Genomic DNA, 18629 nt, shown 5'->3' with positions numbered 1-18629 from the left:
TCTCCCGGCGGGGAATTTGCAACTAGGAGAGTTAGGGCATGGCAAATATTGCGATTACGACTACCGTTCCCGTTGAAATCATTTTGGCGGCCGGATATATTCCGGTGGATTTGAATAATATCTTTATTACCAATCAGCAAGCCGTTCGGCTGGTGGAGGCGGCGGAAGAGGCCGGTTATCCCCGCAATTTGTGCGGCTGGATCAAGGGTCTGTATTCGGTCGTGCTGGAGGGGGATTTTGAACAGGTTATTGCCGTTACCCAGGGTGACTGCAGCAATACTCATGCCTTAATGGAAACCTATGAACTGGCCGGAATAGAGACCATTCCCTTTGCCTATCCCTTTGACCGGGACTATGATTTGCTAAAACTGCAGATGGATAAATTGATAACCCGTCTGGGCACCGACTGGGCTGCGGTCGATCAGGTGAAAAAACGGCTTGATGTTATACGGAAAAAGGTGGCGAAGCTGGATGAACTAACCTGGCAGGATAATGTAGTGAGCGGCTTTTATAATCATTTATATCAGGTTTCCTGCAGTGATTTCAACGGCAACCCCGATGAGTTTGAAGCCGATGTGGACTGTTTTCTTAAAGAGGCAAGGCAGGCGGCGGAAAGAACGGAGGATGTCCGGCTGGCCTATATCGGTGTGCCGCCGATTTTTACCGATCTATACGGGTATATTGAGCAGCAAGGGGCGAGAGTGGTTTTTAACGAAGTGCAGCGCCAGTTTTCCATGCCTTTTGAAGTACAGGACATTGTGGAACAATACCGGCTTTACACCTATCCATACGGCGTATTCGGCCGGATTCGTGATATCCGGGCGGAACTGGAACGCCGCAATATTGACGGCATTTTGCATTATGTGCAGAGTTTTTGCTACCGTCAGATTGAAGATATGATTTTCCGGGAAAAGCTCGATATACCGGTGTTGACGATCGAAGGTGATAAACCGGGTAAACTGGATGCCCGGACTAAACTGCGCATCGACAGCTTTCTGGAAATGTTGAGGTGAGTGATTATGCTGTGCGGGATTGATTTAGGCAGCCGCAGCGTCAAGCTCGTCCTGGCTGACGAAGCCGGCCTTCAGGATAAGCACGTGTTTGAAACCGTTCAATTTTATCGTGAATACGGTACCCGTAAGGAAGCGGGGCTGGTGATTGATTTTGCCGCTTTAGGGTTTGAACGGGTGGAGGCTGTAGTAGCCACCGGCTATGGGCGCAATACCATACAAATTGCCGGAGCCACCGTGATACCTGAACTGAAGGCCCATGCCCTGGGGGCGGTATACCAGACGGGTCTGACTGATTTTACCCTGCTTGATCTGGGTGGTCAGGACAGCAAGGTGATTAAGGTGAAAAAAGGTAAAATGATTGACTTTGAAACAAATGACAAATGCGCGGCCAGTACCGGCCGTTACTTGGAAAACATGGCTGCCGTGCTGGGCATAGATGTTGCCGAACTAAGCCGGTATGAGGCTGACCCGGTAGAGCTGAACGCAACCTGCGCGATTTTTGGCGAGTCCGAATTGATTGGCCGTATTGTGGAAGGTTATAGCACAGCGCAACTGGCAGCAGGCGTCAATTATTCCATTGTCAGACGGATAAAACCGATGTTAAGGGCCTTGGTTGGCGACACGCTCGTATTTACCGGCGGTGTGGCTCAGGGCAGCGGCATTCGGAAGATGCTCGAGCGGGAACTGGGCGTGCCTGTGGTTGTTCCGGCGTTCCCCCAGCTTAACGGGGCTATCGGCTGCGTCTGCCATGCTCAGGAAAAGAGGCGGTAATATGCTGGTGGGAATTGATGTAGGCGGTACGTTTACCGATGCGGTTATTGTGAAGGACAGACAAGTGCTTGTGCAGACCAAAGTACCGACAACTCATGGGAATTTACTGTCGGGCATTCTTGCGGTGCTGGATCAGGTGCTGGAGGGAATGGATCGCCGGGCGATCGAGCGGATTTCCCTTTCGACCACCATTGTGACCAATGCTTTGATCGAAAATAAAACTGATCAGGTGGGGCTTGTCCTAATTCCCGGTCCGGGGTTGGATATTGCCGGGTATGTGCCGCAAGAGCCGGTTATCTTAACCGGTTATACCGACCACCGCGGCCGGAAACGATTAGCGCTGGCCGAAAGCGAGCTGGTTGAGGCAGCGCAAAAGCTGGCGTCCTATAAGGTATTGGCTGTGTCCGGCAAATTCGCCGTGCGTAATCCCGAGCAGGAAATGCTGGCAGCCGGTACGCTTAGGAAAGCCAATCATCCCCGCCATATAAGCTTGGGAGCCGGAATGGCCGGAACGCTGAATTTTTTGCGGCGGACCAATTCCGCTTATTACAATGCGGCGGTGTGGCGGGTATTTCGAGAGTTTGCCCAGGCGGTAGAAGCCGCCTTGCTGCAGCGGGAGATTACGGCGCCTGTTTATATCCTGAAAGCCGACGGGGGAACATTGCCTTTGGCGGCGGCCAAAGAATTGCCGGTTGAGTCCATCTTTACCGGTCCGGCGGCCAGTGTGCTGGGGATCATGGCTTTGGCGGCGCCGGAAGTACCGGCGGTATCGCTGGATATTGGCGGTACGACGACCGATATTGCCTTATGGCAGGAAGGAAGGCCCTTATTTGCCTCCCGGGGAGCGGCTGTTGCCGGCTATCCTACGGCCGTGCGCGGTTTTCGGCTGAGTTCGGTGGGAATTGGCGGTGACAGTCTGGTTCGCCGGGAAAATGGCGAATTGAAAATTGGACCAATGCGTCAAGGGGCGCCCATGGCCTTGGGCGGACCGGCGCCTACCGTCAGCGATGCCCTGGTTGTGGCTCAAAAAGTGCAGCTAGGGAACACCGGGCAGGCCCAAGCCGCTATGCAACAGGTAGCGGTTGCCGGTCAGACGCCCGCTGCAGCGGCAGAAGAAGTGCTGACAGCGACGGCCGGGTGTATCTGCCAGGCTATTAAGCGGATGCTTGCCGAGCAGGCTGCCGAACCGGTATATCGGGTAGCAGATATTGTGCATGGCGAATTGTTCACGCCCCGGTTATTGATCGGTGTCGGTGGCGCCGCCGGCGGTCTGGTACCGCTGGTTGCCGATTCGCTGGGGCTGGAATGTCACATCCCTGACGGGGCGCAAGTGGCCAATGCCATTGGTGCTGCTGTAGCCCGACCGACGCTGGATATTACTTTCCGGGCCGATACTGAGCAAGGCTATTATACGGTGGCGGAAATGGGCGAGCGTGGCTCACTGACTGTCAAACCGTTCGGTATGAGCGAGGCCCGGCGACTGGCTGAAAAAAGTCTGGCCGAACGGGCCGCGCAGGCAGGAGTTGACCTGGCCGACAGTGAAGCTGTCTATGCGGAAGAATTCAACATGGTCAGAGGCTTCCATACGGCAGGCAAACTGATTACGTTGCGTATGCAAATTAAACCGGGAGTTTTAAGTACGATTGACGGCATAAGCGACCGGAGGTAAGGGAAATGGATAAAAATAAGCTTGGGTTAGTTTTTTTTCCGGCCTTTGACTGGGCGATCAGTCCAAGCCATCCGGAACGGGAAGAACGGCTCTTATATACGCGGGACCAGATACTGGAGGAGGGACTTTTAGACTTGCCCGGTATTGTGGAATATAAGCCGCGCATGGCAGACTTGAAGGATATCGAAATGGTTCATATCGGAGTACCCGACCTTAAGTCGCTGCTGACTGATGCTCATTTAGTCGCTGCCGGCGGCGTGATGACGGCAGCCGATGCGGTCATGCGGCAGGAGGTGAAACGGTCCTTTGCGCTGGTCCGGCCGCCGGGACATCATGCCATGCGGGTGGTACATGGTATCCGGGGTTTTTGCACCATTAATACGGAAGCTGTCATGGTAGAATATGTGCGCCGGCGGTATGGCATACGACGGGTTGCTATTGTGGATACCGATGTTCATCATGGTGACGGAACGCAGGATATTTTCTATCATGACCCGGATACGCTATTCATCTCATTTCATCAGGACGGACGCACTTTATATCCGGGGACCGGCTTTGTCGAGGAAGCCGGCAGTCCGGCGGCGTTTGGCACAACAATCAACCTGCCGCTGCCGCCGGGAGCCGCCGACGAGGATATCCACTATGTGTTGGATCAGGTGGTGCTGCCAATCTTGAATGATTTTAAGCCGGACATGATTATTAACTCGGCCGGGCAAGATAATCATTACAGTGACCCACTGGCCAACATGGCTGTTACGGCGCAGGGCTATGCCCGTCTGGCCGACAAGCTTAAGGCTGATATGGCCGTATTGGAAGGCGGCTATTCCATTGAGGATGCGCTGCCGTACGTCAATGCAGGAATCATTCTGGCTATGGCGGAATTGAATTATCATAAGGTAGTTGAACCGGATCCCTTGACTAATAAGCGGCAGACCAGCGATTCGCAACGACAGGCGTACGTTCGAAAATTGACGGAACACTGGCTGAAGGTTTGGCCGCGCCGGGAGGAACTTGCCCGGCAATTATGCAAAGAGTCTGGGGAGTTTTGGCACCGCAGCCGCAGCATCTATTATGACGAAAGCGGCATTAGCGAGAGGCAGACGGAAAAAGTACGGCTTTGCCCCGACTGTTCAGGCTATTTTACTTTGGGGACAGCGGTAGAAGGCTGGCAGGAACGGGACCGGTCGGCTTTTGCCGCCGTAATAACGAAGGATGCCTGCCCGGCTTGCCGCCGTGCCGCCAAGGATGCGGTGCTGGCGGCGAAAAAGCGGGGAGAATACCGGTACTATTTGCTACAGGATAAGCAGCACTGGGAACTAGAAAAATTATGATGGCGGTGACGAATTTGAAACGGATTGACGGACGAAGTATGGATGAAATGCGTGTGGTGAAAATTACGCGCAATTATTTAAAATATGCGGAAGGTTCGGTGCTGATTGAAATCGGCAATACGAAGGTAATCTGTGCGGCGACAGTGGAGGAAAAAGTGCCTCCATTTATGAAGGGAACCGGTGAGGGCTGGATTACGGCGGAGTATTCCCTGCTGCCCCGTTCCACGCAGACCCGTAATATCCGTGAGGCGGCCAAAGGAAAGATTACCGGCCGTACCCATGAAATTCAGCGGTTAATCGGCCGGGCCATGCGCAGCGTGGTAGACTTGAAGGCATTGGGAGAACGGACGATTTGGCTGGACTGCGATGTTCTGCAGGCTGACGGCGGCACCCGGACAGCTGCCATTACCGGTGCGTTTATCGCCATGGTTGATGCGGTAAATACCATCTATAAGCAAGACAAGGCTTTTCCGGTCAGGGACTTTCTGGCGGCAATCAGCGTAGGCGTCATTGGCAGCGAAACAGCCCTGGATCTTTGCTATGAAGAGGATTCTCATGCCGCCGTGGATATGAATCTGGTAATGACCGGCAGCGGTACCTTTGTCGAGGTGCAGGGAACGGGAGAAAAAAGCGATTTCAGCCGCCAGCAGTTGAATGAAATGCTGAATTACGGTGAAAAAGGCATCCATGCATTGATTGATTACCAAAAGGACATTCTGGGGCCGCTGGCCTGGAAGGTAGGGCGTGAACCGTGAAAGAGATAGTGATTGCCAGCTATAATAAAGGGAAGGTCGCCGAGTTTAAGAAAGCCTTGGCTCATTTGCCGGTTACCGTGCTTTCCTTGGCCGACTTTGACCGTATTCCGGAGGCAGTGGAAACAGGCAGCACGTTTGCCGAGAATGCGGTGCTAAAAGCGCGGCATTATCAGGAATATACGAAAAAGGCCTGCCTGGCCGACGATTCGGGGCTGGCAGTGGCTGCTTTAAACGGAGCACCGGGGGTACTTTCCGCCCGGTATGCCGGAGAACAGGCTTCAGATACCCAAAATAACGAAAAGCTGCTGGCCGCTATGCAGCGGATAACTGACCGTCAAGCGCGGTTTTGCTGTGTACTGGCTTTTTTGGATACCGATGACACGCTTTTGACGACCGAAGGCTATTGTGAGGGAGTACTTCTTCAGGCGCCGCGGGGAACGGGCGGCTTTGGCTATGATCCCTTGTTTTTTATCCCGGCTTTAAACAAGAGCATGGCTGAAATTTCCTTGGAAGAAAAAAATAAAATCAGTCACCGCGGCATGGCTGTACGGCATATGGTGGATAAGATGGCGGGATATATGTCATGAAAAAGATCGGCGTTATCAGCGATACCCATGGCCGGGGCATTATGGTTAACCAAGCGGTAAAAGCGTTGCCGGATATGGATTTATGGCTTCATGCCGGGGATAACAGTCAGGACATCCGCTTTTTTGAAGGCTTAACAACGGTGCCGGTGGTGGCGGCGGCGGGAAATTGCGACGGTTATCATGCTACCGCCAAGTTAGATGAATTTTTAACCGTGGAGGGAAAAAGCATTTGGCTGACTCACGGTCATCGTTATGAAGTAAAATACGGCACACGGGAGCTGATTGAAAAGGCCCATAATCTTGCGGTCGATATTGTTATTTACGGGCACAGCCATATCCCCGATATTACCTGGGAAGGCGACTTGCTGGTTTTAAACCCGGGAAGCGCCGGCTTTCCGCGGGGCAACGTACCGACTTGCGCCCTGCTTGTGATTGATCAGGGCAAGGTTACGGCTCAGATCATTGATATCAGATAAGAATATATATTGACAGGATATAGGCATATCCTGTATGATAAATTACAAGTTTATATTATTTTGTGGTAGAGGTGCGGTCTATCAATAGTACCTGACGGAGTCTGGCGAACTGTGAAGCCAGGGAAAGGGATAGCCGCCGAAGCTGCAGTCTTGCCAGGGATTGCCGCTGGTCTTGTGTTTAAGAAATACCGGACTGTCGCTTGATGGATATCAAGGGGAGCGCTACTATCTTGCACGTGGGTAAAACTTCCTTTACCATTTCAGCGATTTGTGAGATTGTACGCAAGTCGCTTTTTGTGTTTTATGGCGGCTTCTTGTCCAACTATATTGAGGAGGTTTTAACATGGCGGAAAAGAAACTACCATTTTCTAAAGATGAAATTCACAGGATTATTGAGGAATATAAAACGCCTTTTCATATTTATGATGAACAGGCTATCCGGGACAATGTGCGCGCTTTATTGAACGCCTTTGCCTGGGCGCCTGAATTTAAGGAGTATTTTGCCGTAAAAGCGACTCCCAATCCTTCCATTATGGAAGTTTTGCGGGAAGAAGGCGTTGGGGCCGACTGCAGTTCGCTGGCGGAACTTTTGCTGGCGGAAAGAGCCGGGCTGCAGGGAGAAGAGATTATCCTTACCTCCAATGATACGCCGGCCATTGAATTTAAGAAAGCCCGTGAAATGGGTGCCGTGATCAATCTGGACGATATCAGTCATATCGATTATCTGGAAAGACATGCCGGCATCCCAGAGGTGCTTTGCTTCCGCTATAATCCGGGCCCGCTCCGGGAAGGCGGCAATGCTATCATCGGCAATCCGGAGGAATCCAAATACGGACTGACCAGAAAACAATTACTGTCGGCCCTGGCCATTGTGAAGGAAAAAGGGGTAAAACGCTTTGGCCTTCATACCATGGTTGCTTCCAATGAACTTGATCATAATTTCTTTATTGAAACCGCTCATATGATGTTCGATCTAGTGTTGGAAGTCAACCGGTCATTGGGTATCCGCATAGAGTTTGTCAATTTCGGCGGCGGTATCGGTATTCCGTACCGGCCGGAGCAGGAAGCAGTCGATCTTGAACGTCTGGGCCAGGGTATCAAGCAGGCGTATGAGGAAAAGATCGTGGCTAACGGACTGCATCCTTTAAAACTGGCGATGGAATGCGGCCGTATGGTTACCGGTCCTTATGGTTATCTGGTATCCACCGTTTTGCATAAAAAGGAAATCTACAAAAATTATGTCGGACTTGATGCCTGCATGGCCAACCTGATGCGTCCCGGACTTTATGGGGCCTATCATCATATTTCGGTAGTCGGCAAGGAAGACTGGCCGAAAGGGTATATTTACGACGTAACCGGCTCGCTTTGCGAAAATAATGATAAGTTTGCCATTAACCGCAAGCTGCCAATGATTGATATCGGCGATGTCGTGGTAATTCATGATGCCGGTGCCCATGGGCACGCTATGGGCTTCAATTATAATGGAAAGCTTCGCTCCGCTGAGTTGCTGCTGCGGCCGGACCGCAGTGTGAAATTGATTCGCCGCGCCGAAACAATTGAAGATTATTTTGCAACGCTAGAGTTTTAAAACAGAGAGTAGTGTTGAGAACGAGATTCTCGGCACTACTTTTTATCTTTTATTAGGGCATGCCTGAAAACCATCCGAAACGCCCCCTGACGGTAATTTTTACACCATACTTCGTTAACATTTTTTGCAATAGGGCCCACTATTCCTTCAAAATGTTGCCTTGTCTGGCGCAAAAATTACTCGCCACGGAACATTCCGTTAGCTCTCAGACACGCCCTAGGAAAGAACTGTGGGATTCCGATCGCTTTACGAATAGACAGTCCTAAAAAATCCGATAATATTGCCAAGAGTTTGCTTGTTTTTTTTGTTCAGAACAGAACAATAAATTGTTTACTGTTTTATGTAGATAATTGGCAAACCAATTTATCTATGGTATACTAAAGCGTAGATTGTACTGGTTAACGGTAGGTTACCTATGTGAGTGAAAATATGAACTTGCAGAAAATCCATCTAATAGGGTAGGATAAGCCGATAGACCAAGTTAACGTACAAATAAAAAATAACGGGGGGTATTGGATGCGCACGCTCGAGGTTGACCAAATTACGCAGGCAATAGCCAAGATGTGTATGGAGGCTTGCTATTATCTGCCGGAAGATGTTTACAGCGCACTGGTAAAGGGACAGCAAACCGAAGAATCTCCGCTGGGAAAAGACATTATCGGTCAAATTATTAAGAATGCCGACATTGCCAAAAATGAGGACAGGCCGATCTGCCAAGATACTGGCATGACGGTCATTTTTATGGAAATTGGACAGGATGTCCATTTTACCGGCGGCTGTTTGGAGGACGCGGTGAATGCTGGTGTAGCCAAAGGGTACACCGAGGGGTATCTTCGTAAATCCGTTGTGGCGGAACCGCTCTTTAATCGCAAAAATACTACGAATAATACACCTGCAGTACTTCACACGTCCATTGTTCCCGGTGACAAGGTAAAAATTAAACTGGCGCCGAAAGGCTTTGGCAGTGAAAACAAAAGTGCTTTAAAAATGCTTGTGCCAGCCGATGGTGTGGAAGGCGTGAAAAAGGTGGTTTTAGATACCATTATCCACGCCGGAGAAAATCCGTGTCCACCGATTGTCGTCGGTGTGGGAATCGGCGGAACGATGGAAAAAGCGGCATTGCTGTCGAAAAAGGCGCTGGTCCGTTCCATCAGTAAACGCAACGAGCATCCGGAATACGCTAAACTGGAAGAAGAACTGCTTGAATCAATTAATAAAATCGGTATTGGGCCGCAGCTTGGCGGAACGACCACCGCACTGGCTGTTAATATTGAGTGGTATCCGACTCATATTGCCGGTCTGCCCGTTTCTGTAAATATTAGCTGTCATGCTACACGGCATGCTGAGATTGAACTGTAGAGGAGGTGCTGTAAGATGAAAGAAAAAATTCGTATTACTACTCCGTTGACGGAAGAGCAGTCCCGCAAACTGAAAGCAGGCGACAGTGTACTGATTACGGGAACGATCTTCAGTGCCCGCGATGCAGCGCATAAAACGATGACGGAAGCCCTGGCCCGCGGTGAAAAATTGCCGGTGGACTGGAATAATCAAATTGTATATTATCTGGGACCTACTCCGGCTAAACCGGGTGATCCAATCGGTTCAGCAGGACCGACTACCTCGGGCCGTATGGATGCGTATACGCCGACCATGCTGGCGCAAGGGATTAAAGGCATGATTGGCAAGGGTTCGCGTTCGGCGGCTGTGGTGGATGCCATGAAAAAACATGGTGTTACCTATTTTGCGGCTGTTGGTGGCGCGGCGGCGTTAATCGCTAAATCCATTAAGAAATATGAAGTGCTGGCATACCCTGATCTGGGCCCTGAGGCAGTGGCTGCTTTGACGGTTGAAGATTTTCCGGCTATTGTGGTAATTGACTCGGAAGGCAACAGTTACTATGAAGAAGGTCAGAAACCCTATCGCAGACTGTAGAAAGAAACGGTGAATTTTTCAGGTATAGGTTTGGCCTATACGCAATATTACAGGAGGTTGAAACATGAGTAATACAGATTTTTACATTCGGCGTCTGCACTCCATTTGTGGGGTTGCACCTATCGGCGTTTTTTTGCTGGAACATATATTTTCGATTTCTACAGTTTTGGCGGGACCCCATGTTTTTGATGAAACAGTTGCCCATTTAGCGAGCATTCCCCACCCGGTTCTCTTGACCATGGAAATTCTGTTTATTGCCATTCCGCTTTTGTTCCATGGCATTTACGGCGCTTATATCGCCTTGCAGGCTCAGAATAATGTGGCAAAATACGGTTATGGCCGCAACTGGCAGTTTTATCTGCAAAGAATGAGCGCCTGGTATACCTTTGCGTTCATTATCTGGCATGTAGGTTATCTACGCGTCTACATCAAAGGGATGGGACATGGCGAAATTGGTTATGCACTTATGCACAATTATTTGAGCAATCCTGTAGTGTTTGTTTTATATGCAATTGGTTTGGTTGCTGCCATCTATCATTTTACCAACGGTTTGTTTACGTTCTGCATTACCTGGGGCATTACAGTAGGACCGCGTGCGCAAAGCATTGTGAACAAAGCGGCTTGGGGACTGTGTATTCTGCTGTCGGTTATTGGTTTGGTTGCTCTGGCCGCCTATGTGGCATAATTGGCAGGTAAATCAATAGATACGGTTTAACCAGTAGGTAATTATTGTATATTTATGATAATAAGGAGAGAACCCAAGTGAAAAAGAAAATTATTGTTGTTGGTGGTGGCTTGTCTGGGTTAATGGCTACCTTGAAGATTTGTGAAGCCGGCGGCGAAGTTGAATTATTCTCCTATTGCCCGGTAAAGCGCTCTCATTCACTTTGTGCCCAGGGCGGCATCAATGCCTGCATGGATACAAAGGGTGAAAATGATAGTACTTATGAACATTTTGATGATACCGTTTATGGCGGTGACTTCCTGGCCGATCAGACGGCAATCAAGGGCATGTGTGAAGCCGCACCTAAACTGATCAAAATGTTTGATCGCATGGGCGTTCCCTTTACCCGTACGGCCGAAGGTATTCTTGACCTTCGTAATTTTGGCGGCCAGAAAAACAAACGTACTTTGTTTTCCGGTTCGACGACCGGTCAGCAGCTCTTATATGCCCTGGACGAGCAGGTTCGGGCCTGGGAAGTAAAAGGTGCTGTTACTAAATACGAATTCTGGGAATTTATCAAAGTCATTAAAAATAAAGAAGGCGTTTGCCGCGGTATCGTAGCGCAAGATATGAACGCTATGGAAATCAAAGCATTCCGTGCCGATACGGTTATCCTGGCAACAGGCGGCCCCGGCATGGTGTTCGGCAGATGTACCGCTTCGACGATCTGTAACGGATCGGCCGTATCTGCTGTGTACCAGCAAGGCGCGCATATTGGCAACCCCGAATTTATTCAAATTCATCCCACTGCTATCCCTGGTTCAGACAAAAACCGTTTGATGTCTGAAGCTTGCCGTGGTGAAGGTGGTCGGGTCTGGGTATACAAAGATGGTAAGCCTTGGTACTTCCTGGAAGAAATGTATCCTGCCTATGGCAATCTTGTACCCCGTGACGTGGCATCCCGCGCTATTTATGATGTGTGCGTAAACCAGAAGCTGGGTATTAATGGTGAGAATAAGGTATATCTTGATCTTTCGCACATTCCGGCCGAATATCTGGAGCGTAAATTGGGCGGTATCTTGGAAATGTATTCGGAATTCGTGGGCGATGACCCCCGTAAAGTTCCGATGCAGATTTATCCGTCTGTCCATTATTCCATGGGCGGCATCTGGGTAGATACCAAACACAATACAAATATTCCTGGCCTTATGGCCTCCGGCGAATGTGACTACCAATATCACGGTGCAAACCGTCTGGGCGCAAACTCGCTGCTTTCCGCCGCTTATTCCGGCACGGTTTCCGGTCCGGAAGCTATGCGCTGGGCCAAAGAAGGAAATAAAGGTTCGGAACTTACCGATGAAGATTTGGCGAGGGCAGCAAAAGAGTGCCAGGATGAATATGATGCGATTCTCAAAATGGATGGTACGGAAAATGCTCATGAACTTCACCATGAACTTGGCGATTTAATGAACCAGTACGTTACCATTGAACGGGTAAACAAAGACCTGGATTATTGCTTCGAAGAAGTAAAGAAAATTCTTCAGCGTTGGAATAATATCGGCTTATCCGACAGAAGAACCTGGGCTAACCAGGAGGCTATGTTTGCAAGACAACTGCGCAATATGATTATTTACGCTCTGGTTGTAACTAAGGCAGCACGTATGCGTGATGAAAGCCGTGGGGCTCACTTTAAACGGGAGTTCCCCGAACGTAACGACGAACGTTTCATGAAAATAACCGTTGCGGAGTTCGATCCGGCAACCGAAGAACCTAAGATCAGCTATGGCGACTTTGATCATTCCTTGGTGAAGCCCCGTCCGCGTAACTATGCTGTTGCTAAGAAAGAGTAAGAGGGAGGTAAATTAATCATGGCAGAAACAAACAAAAAAGTACATTTTATCATAGAAAGACAAGATGGTCCTACTTCCCAGCCTTACACGGAAGAGTTTGAAGTAGACTATCGCCCGGCACTTAATGTGGTTGCGGCGCTGATGGAAATTCAGAAGAATCCTGTAACGAAGGACGGCAAAAAGACAACGGCTGTTGTCTGGGAATGCAATTGTCTCGAGAAAGTATGCGGCGCCTGCATGATGGTCATCAACGGAAAGGCACAGCAAGCCTGCGCAGCCTTGATTGATCATCTTGAACAACCGATCAGACTGGCTCCGGCAAGAACCTTCCCCGTTATCCGGGATCTTATGATTGACCGTTCGGTCATGTTTGAAAGCTTAAAAAAGGTACAGGCTTGGGTAAAAGTTGATGGCAGCTGGCAGATTCATAATGATGCTCCCCGTCAAAACCCTAAGACTGCCGATACAGCTTATGAGATTTCCCGTTGCATGACCTGTGGCTGCTGCATGCATGCTTGTCCCAATGTAAACTCGGGCTCCGATTTCATTGGACCGGCTCCGATGGTGCAGGCTCATTTATTCAACCTGCATCCTACCGGCGAGTACAATAAGGAAGACCGTATTAACGCATTGATGCAAAAAGGCGGTATCGGTAGCTGTGGCAACAGCCAAAACTGCGTACAGGCTTGCCCGAAAGACATTAAACTGACCGAATACATTGCCAAGTTAAACCGTGATGTCAACAAACAAGCTTTGTTGAACATGTTAAATAAGTAATTAAGGAATAAGAAGCACCTTCTGTTTTGCGGGAGGTGCTTCTCCTTACATATTGACAATGTAGGGTATATGTGTTATTATAATTAAGCTTAAAAGAGCGGTTTTGTTTAAAATAACCATGCGGCAATGCTGGTAAAGAGAAAAACATTGACAAAGTATTAAGAATGAAGTAAAATGTATTTTGTGATTAACGGGGCGTGGCTCAGTTTGGTAGAGCACCTGGCTTGGGACCAGGGGGTCGCAGGTTCAAATCCTGCCGCTCCGACCATATTCAAAATGTTATGCGGGTGTAGCTCAATGGTAGAGCACTAGCCTTCCAAGCTAGCTACGAGGGTTCGATTCCCTTCACCCGCTCCATATTTTTGTCATAAATGCGCCTGTAGCTCAGGGGATAGAGCAACCGCCTTCTAAGCGGTTGGTCGCACGTTCGAATCGTGCCAGGCGCGCCATATAAATTTAATGAAATGGGCCTTCCGGTAAAACGGAAGGCTTTTGTGTATTATAGGTGTTCCGGGCCTAGCGTTTGGGAGACAAAACAAGACAGTCAGTTCGACTTTTTGAACTTTAAAATATTTGGTTAGGCTGATTGACTGGTCCTAAGAGTTTTGGTAAAATAAACATATTATTTTTAGAATATTAATATTAATGGAGGATTATTATTTGCATCTGCTGGAGTAAATAATGCAACCGGCCTTTGTAGTCGGTTATTTTTATATCAGAACTGTTTCAAATAGTTAATTTTGAAGTACATAGGAAAGGGATTGGAATTATGCATATCCGTAGTTTAGGAGTTAAAGGAAAAATCATGGCTATTATGGCCATGATAGTATTGGTGGCTATCGGAGCAACCGTCGGGCCGATTTTGTATTTACAGACTGAAAAGATGTATCAAAGTTACCAAAATGAAGCGCTAAGCAGTAGCAGGGCCATGGAAGAAATGTTTAGCGAAAGTGAGCGCAAAACAAAGGCGGTAGCTAATTTGGCAGCCCTGCTGCCGGGACTCGCTGAAGCCACTTACGCTGGTGACGGGCCTAAAATATTGCAATTAATTCGGGACATACCGAAAAGTGATGTTGACTATGTTACGATTACCGATAAAAACGGTGTGGTTCTGGCCCGGACTCATTCCCCGAAAACGGGGGACAGTATTGCTAACATCTACGCAGTGCAACAGGCCATGACCGGCAACATGTCCACTACGGTGGAAAATTCCCCGGCTACGCCGTTAAGCATTCGCACTTGCCTGCCGATTCGTTTGCCAGACGGACAGGTTGTGGGGACTCTTTCCGTCAGTGTTGACGGAGCACAGCAAGCGTTAGTGGATAAAGTGAAAGAAATTTACCAGGTCGATGCGACGGTTTTCGGTGGCGATACCCGGGTAAGCACCACGGTGATGAAGGATGGGCAGCGGGCGATTGGAACCAAAGCCAGTGGAGCCGTCATTGCCAAGGTATTGCAGGAAAAAGCAGTATATACGGGAGTGGCCGATGTAAACGGCAAACCCTATGTTACAGCTTACCGCCCTATTTCGGGAGCCCAGGATGAGCCGGTAGGCATGCTGTTTGCCGGAAAGAGCCTGGAACAGTATTACGCCGATCGCAATCACCAAATTTTTGTTACTGTTATAGCGGCGTTGGCTGTGCTGGTATTCTGTCTTGGTCTATCCTACTGGCTGACTAAAGTATTTTGTGTTCCCCTGGAAAAGCTTACTATGGCCGTAAAGGCATTTAGTCAAGGCAATTTGTCGGTTACAGTCGATCATGCAGCGGCCGATGAGTTCGGCACGCTGGCCCGGGGCTTTAACAATATGGGTACTGAATTGAGAAAACTGGTCGGCATGGTAAATGGTCAGGCGGAGCAACTGGCGGCCTCCTCGGAAGAGCTTACCGCCGGGACAGAGCAATCAGCCTTAGCCTCCCAACAGGTCGCGACTTCTATTGCTCAAGTTGCCGAAGGCGCGGCTATGCAGCTTGCAGCCGTGGAAGAGAGTGTGCAGTCCATCCGCCAGATGGCGGACCTTGTTCAGCACGCGGCAGAGCAGATGGTCCAGGTTGCCGCCGAGGCGACTGAGACGTCGGCTAAGGCTACGCAAGGTGACGCTATGGTCAAACAGGCTGTGAGCCAAATGGATCATATTAAAAGCGCTGTAGGGACTTCGGCTGAACTTGTGACCGTGTTGGGGACCCGCTCGCAGGAAATCGGACAAATTATTGATACGATCAGCGGTATTGCGGGACAAACCAATTTACTTGCTTTGAACGCCGCGATTGAAGCGGCGAGAGCGGGTGAACAGGGACGGGGGTTTGCCGTCGTGGCCGAAGAGGTGCGGAAATTGGCGGAACAGTCCCAGGCAGCAGCCCAAAAGATCACCGAACTGATCAACGAAATACAGCGAGACACCGAACAGACGGTACAGGCTATGCACAACGGCACTCAAGAAGTTGGGAATGGTGCAGAAATCGTTATGGCTGCCGGTAATGCCTTTCAGGAAATCGAGCGAAGAATTTCCCAGATCAACAGCAGCGTAGGCACGTTGTCTACTTCTATACAGGAGATTAATCAAAGCAACAAGGCTGTGGTTGGCAATATTGATAAGATCGACAGTCTTAGTAAAGCAGCCGTTGCGGAAGCTGAAACGGTATCGGCCGCGACTGAGGAGCAGTCGGCGTCTATGGAGGAAATGGCGGCATCGAGCAGAGGTCTGGCAGATATGGCGCAAAATCTGATAACGGCGGTAGGAAAATTTAGTATTTAAATAGTTTTTATTGCAGATAATACAATATTACGAGAATGTTGTAACTGTTTTGTCACATTTACTTAGTATAATAAAGATGGCCAAACGATTACATATGTTGTTCCGGTAGCCTGCGACCTGCCGGAACGAGGCAAGGCTCCTTATCCACCCCCAAGGATAAGGAGCCTTGTTTATATTTATTTTTAATAATAATTGTAATTTTTTTTGCCTTTTTCAGGTATTTTTCAGAATTGCATGCTATAACAAATAAGCCAATCAAGAGCTGGCAACTTGGCAGCCTTAAAACGGTAGGATAATGGCGGGCTATCTCAGCCAGCCCAAAGCGGAGGAAGGAGGCTACCCTGACGACAACGAAGGGATGCCCCCAATAGACCGCCCGTATTCACTGGCTTAAGACTGATAAGGTACTGGATTTCTGTAAGGAGTAAAAACATGAAAGGCGTGCAGCCTTGGAGGTTATAGCATGAGACAGTATATTGAGATCAGTCATGAATTGTATGCGACAAATACTTTGGAGAACTATTGGCGGCGGCCTGTGTTTGTTGTTAGAGCGTTGCTTCATAACAGGCACATGCAGGAATTAATTCGCTTTTTTACCGCTGATGCTTTACTTAATCATTTGCCTTTGACCCGCAACTACGCATTTGAACAGGCGGCGAGGCACTGGTTTTATCGGCAGTCAAGTTTTTGGGGGCGAATCAAATTAATAAAAGAGCATTATTCCTTGTTTGTTTCCTTGCTTAAAAAAGATGCTTTGCAACATATCTATTCGGGTGGCAGTATCGTTCTTTGGGAGCAGGACTACAAAGGAGGACAGCTACGGCTGGAAGTATGCTTTCATGACTGCCATAAAAAGGAAGGTCTGCTGGCTATCGAATTAAAGCTGGACGGAGAGCGGATTCAGCAAGTGACTTTTTGGGGAGGTTATGAAGCCGGCCGGGAAACGGCTTTATGGATTGGCGCATTGCAGGGAGCACCGGACGGACGGCAAATGAATCATGATCTGACTAAATTTTGCTTCGGCTACCGTCCACACAATCTGGTGCTGTATGCCGTTCGTTGTTTCGCCAGAGAGTTGGGCTTCCGGCATATGTATGCGGTATCCAATTATGGGTTTTATACCGGCAATCATCTGCGGCTGGACCGCAAGCTAAAACGGTCACTGGATGTGTTTTGGCAGGAAATTGGCGGAACGTTGACTGAAGACCGGCGCTTTTTTGCTTTACCGTTAGAAGAGCCACGTAAGGATTTGAGTGAGGTCAAATCCCATAAACGGAATCTTTACCGGCAGCGTTTCGCGATGCTGGACTGTGTGGACGCTGCAATCAGCGAGGCGATTGCAATAAATTTAATGGGTCAATAAAAAGAAGTTGAGCTGTCTGGCTATGCCGGCAGCTCAACTTCTTTTTATTGGTGTGAACGCTTGTGTTTTTAATTTTGCGGCAGCCGGGCAAACTAGTGTAGTGACACGTTGACATTTCAGCTAAAGGACGCAGGATACATTTTCATCTGCAAGGCGAAGGAGTGAGGCGTAGCGGTTCCTACGCCGATTGACGACAACGAAGCAGCTGGAAATGTAGACAAGTAATTAAGCGAAATGTGGATGGGCCACTACACTAGTTAAAGATTAAATGATTAAGTCACTCCGGGAAGGAAGGGCGAAGAGACAAGGGGCGTTTGTATGGGAGAGCATACAAGGGTGAGGCTGGTTCTTACCGGTGGCTGCATACTGGCGCAGATCCTGGTGATGCTGGGACTGGCCGGGCAGGAGAATCGGGAATTTATGCGCGGAGCGGCTTGGGGTGCGATATTGCTGTTTGCCTATACCCTGTGGGAAATAAGGTGTCGGCTGTACATGAGCAATTACGTACGGGCCCTGATTGTCATCACTATTGTTGCTGACAGCTATGCCGGCGGTTATTTGGGCTATTATATGACGTCTCAGATTTTTGACAAAGCGCTGCATCTGTTTGGCACCTATTCTTTTGCGATGTTTTTTTACATATTGCTGGCTCAGTTGGTCATCCGCCAGCCGGTTAATCGCTTGTTTACCTGCTTGTTCATCATCTGCCTCGGTATATCGCTGGGAGTGGTCTATGAACTGCTGGAATTTGCGGTTGATACAATCAACCAGCCGCTTATTCCGGGGCAGGCGAGTCTCGTGGATACCGATCTGGACCTGCTTGCCGATACGGTCGGCGCGGTTATTGCCGCTATTCAGCTTGCCTATACCCGTCTGGGGCGGTATCTGGCCGGTAAGCTGTTTGCCTAGTGGTCTGTAAGCCCTAATTCTATAGTGTTCTTACAAAATCTTTTCCGCCCTGCTTTGTTGTCGTTGGCTTACCTATAGCCGACAGGCACGCCGCTGCCGCCTTGTCTCACGGAAAATACGCGCAAATTAATTTACGTTTTAAAGGTGGCGGAGCACCAGTGCTCCGCCACCTTTAAAACGGGAAGATAA

The 18629-nt window shown here is 49.2% G+C and carries 16 protein-coding genes, 3 tRNA genes and 1 riboswitch; all 19 genes read left to right on the top strand.

What is annotated here, in order from left to right; all coding sequences use genetic code 11:
- The first annotated feature begins 38 nt into the window (after window positions 1-38).
- Window positions 39-1013, top strand: a complete 975-nt coding sequence (locus tag BMW43_RS02970; RefSeq protein WP_091743909.1) for a 2-hydroxyacyl-CoA dehydratase family protein — start codon at window positions 39-41, stop codon at window positions 1011-1013.
- 6 nt (window positions 1014-1019) lie between these two features.
- Window positions 1020-1784, top strand: a complete 765-nt coding sequence (locus tag BMW43_RS02965; RefSeq protein WP_091743908.1) for an acyl-CoA dehydratase activase — start codon at window positions 1020-1022, stop codon at window positions 1782-1784.
- 1 nt (window position 1785) lies between these two features.
- Complete coding sequence (locus BMW43_RS02960; protein ID WP_091743907.1) at window positions 1786-3453, top strand: hydantoinase/oxoprolinase family protein; 1668 nt, start codon at window positions 1786-1788, stop codon at window positions 3451-3453.
- Between the two features lie 5 nt (window positions 3454-3458).
- Entirely contained in the window at window positions 3459-4784 is a 1326-nt protein-coding gene (locus tag BMW43_RS02955; RefSeq protein WP_091743906.1) for a histone deacetylase family protein, read from the top strand.
- Window positions 4785-4798: 14 nt separating this feature from the next.
- Window positions 4799-5539, top strand: a complete 741-nt coding sequence (gene rph / locus BMW43_RS02950; RefSeq protein ID WP_091743982.1) for a ribonuclease PH — start codon at window positions 4799-4801, stop codon at window positions 5537-5539.
- Window positions 5536-6126 (top strand): XTP/dITP diphosphatase, encoded by a 591-nt coding sequence (locus BMW43_RS02945; RefSeq protein WP_091743905.1) that lies wholly within the window; start codon window positions 5536-5538, stop codon window positions 6124-6126. Before rph ends, BMW43_RS02945 begins: the two co-directional genes overlap by 4 nt.
- Window positions 6123-6602, top strand: coding sequence for a metallophosphoesterase (locus tag BMW43_RS02940; RefSeq protein ID WP_091743904.1), 480 nt, complete (start codon window positions 6123-6125; stop codon window positions 6600-6602). The genes BMW43_RS02945 and BMW43_RS02940 overlap by 4 nt, the downstream gene beginning before the upstream one ends.
- Window positions 6603-6660: 58 nt before the next feature.
- Window positions 6661-6835: riboswitch (Lysine riboswitch) on the top strand.
- Window positions 6836-6945: 110 nt separating this feature from the next.
- A complete protein-coding gene (locus BMW43_RS02935; RefSeq protein WP_091743903.1) occupies window positions 6946-8190 on the top strand; it encodes a diaminopimelate decarboxylase family protein in 1245 nt (414 codons plus the stop codon).
- 516 nt (window positions 8191-8706) lie between these two features.
- Window positions 8707-9549: a fumarate hydratase gene (locus tag BMW43_RS02930; protein ID WP_091743902.1), complete on the top strand. Its 843-nt coding sequence runs from the start codon at window positions 8707-8709 to the stop codon at window positions 9547-9549.
- Between the two features lie 15 nt (window positions 9550-9564).
- Window positions 9565-10122: a Fe-S-containing hydro-lyase gene (locus tag BMW43_RS02925; protein WP_091743901.1), complete on the top strand. Its 558-nt coding sequence runs from the start codon at window positions 9565-9567 to the stop codon at window positions 10120-10122.
- 64 nt (window positions 10123-10186) lie between these two features.
- Window positions 10187-10807 (top strand): succinate dehydrogenase/fumarate reductase transmembrane subunit, encoded by a 621-nt coding sequence (locus BMW43_RS02920; protein ID WP_091743900.1) that lies wholly within the window; start codon window positions 10187-10189, stop codon window positions 10805-10807.
- A 77-nt stretch (window positions 10808-10884) separates the two neighbouring features.
- Entirely contained in the window at window positions 10885-12636 is a 1752-nt protein-coding gene (gene sdhA / locus BMW43_RS02915; protein WP_091743899.1) for a succinate dehydrogenase flavoprotein subunit, read from the top strand.
- An 18-nt stretch (window positions 12637-12654) separates the two neighbouring features.
- A complete protein-coding gene (gene sdhB, locus BMW43_RS02910; RefSeq protein WP_091743898.1) occupies window positions 12655-13413 on the top strand; it encodes a succinate dehydrogenase iron-sulfur subunit in 759 nt (252 codons plus the stop codon).
- Window positions 13414-13604: 191 nt separating this feature from the next.
- Window positions 13605-13681: transfer RNA gene (locus BMW43_RS02905), tRNA-Pro, on the top strand.
- A gap of 15 nt (window positions 13682-13696) precedes the next feature.
- Window positions 13697-13770, top strand: a tRNA-Gly gene (locus tag BMW43_RS02900).
- 16 nt (window positions 13771-13786) lie between these two features.
- Window positions 13787-13862: transfer RNA gene (locus tag BMW43_RS02895), tRNA-Arg, on the top strand.
- A 320-nt stretch (window positions 13863-14182) separates the two neighbouring features.
- Window positions 14183-16168, top strand: coding sequence for a methyl-accepting chemotaxis protein (locus BMW43_RS02890; RefSeq protein WP_091743897.1), 1986 nt, complete (start codon window positions 14183-14185; stop codon window positions 16166-16168).
- Window positions 16169-16631: 463 nt separating this feature from the next.
- The gene (locus BMW43_RS02885; protein ID WP_091743896.1) at window positions 16632-17531 is read left to right on the top strand and encodes a DUF535 family protein; all 900 of its coding nucleotides are present in this window, start codon (window positions 16632-16634) and stop codon (window positions 17529-17531) included.
- A gap of 318 nt (window positions 17532-17849) precedes the next feature.
- Complete coding sequence (locus BMW43_RS02880; protein WP_143050558.1) at window positions 17850-18440, top strand: DUF2238 domain-containing protein; 591 nt, start codon at window positions 17850-17852, stop codon at window positions 18438-18440.
- The last annotated feature ends 189 nt before the right edge of the window (window positions 18441-18629 follow it).

It is taken from the genome of Propionispora vibrioides, from assembly GCF_900110485.1.
Classification (GTDB): Bacteria; Bacillota; Negativicutes; order Propionisporales; family Propionisporaceae; genus Propionispora; species Propionispora vibrioides.
Note: the sequence above shows the minus strand (reverse complement) of the source record. Positions and strands in the feature narration are given on the sequence as shown.

What these genes read in the sequence shown, in the direction of transcription:
- BMW43_RS02965 (WP_091743908.1), top strand. Translation starts at nt 1,020, where the DNA reads ATGCTGTGCGGGATTGATTTAGGCAGCCGCAGCGTCAAGCTCGTCCTG.
- BMW43_RS02880 (WP_143050558.1), top strand. Translation starts at nt 17,850, where the DNA reads ATGGGAGAGCATACAAGGGTGAGGCTGGTTCTTACCGGTGGCTGCATA.
- BMW43_RS02940 (WP_091743904.1), top strand. Translation starts at nt 6,123, where the DNA reads ATGAAAAAGATCGGCGTTATCAGCGATACCCATGGCCGGGGCATTATG.
- BMW43_RS02935 (WP_091743903.1), top strand. Translation starts at nt 6,946, where the DNA reads ATGGCGGAAAAGAAACTACCATTTTCTAAAGATGAAATTCACAGGATT.
- BMW43_RS02920 (WP_091743900.1), top strand. Translation starts at nt 10,187, where the DNA reads ATGAGTAATACAGATTTTTACATTCGGCGTCTGCACTCCATTTGTGGG.
- BMW43_RS02955 (WP_091743906.1), top strand. Translation starts at nt 3,459, where the DNA reads ATGGATAAAAATAAGCTTGGGTTAGTTTTTTTTCCGGCCTTTGACTGG.
- BMW43_RS02960 (WP_091743907.1), top strand. Translation starts at nt 1,786, where the DNA reads ATGCTGGTGGGAATTGATGTAGGCGGTACGTTTACCGATGCGGTTATT.
- BMW43_RS02885 (WP_091743896.1), top strand. Translation starts at nt 16,632, where the DNA reads ATGAGACAGTATATTGAGATCAGTCATGAATTGTATGCGACAAATACT.
- BMW43_RS02970 (WP_091743909.1), top strand. Translation starts at nt 39, where the DNA reads ATGGCAAATATTGCGATTACGACTACCGTTCCCGTTGAAATCATTTTG.
- sdhB (WP_091743898.1), top strand. Translation starts at nt 12,655, where the DNA reads ATGGCAGAAACAAACAAAAAAGTACATTTTATCATAGAAAGACAAGAT.
- BMW43_RS02925 (WP_091743901.1), top strand. Translation starts at nt 9,565, where the DNA reads ATGAAAGAAAAAATTCGTATTACTACTCCGTTGACGGAAGAGCAGTCC.
- BMW43_RS02930 (WP_091743902.1), top strand. Translation starts at nt 8,707, where the DNA reads ATGCGCACGCTCGAGGTTGACCAAATTACGCAGGCAATAGCCAAGATG.
- BMW43_RS02890 (WP_091743897.1), top strand. Translation starts at nt 14,183, where the DNA reads ATGCATATCCGTAGTTTAGGAGTTAAAGGAAAAATCATGGCTATTATG.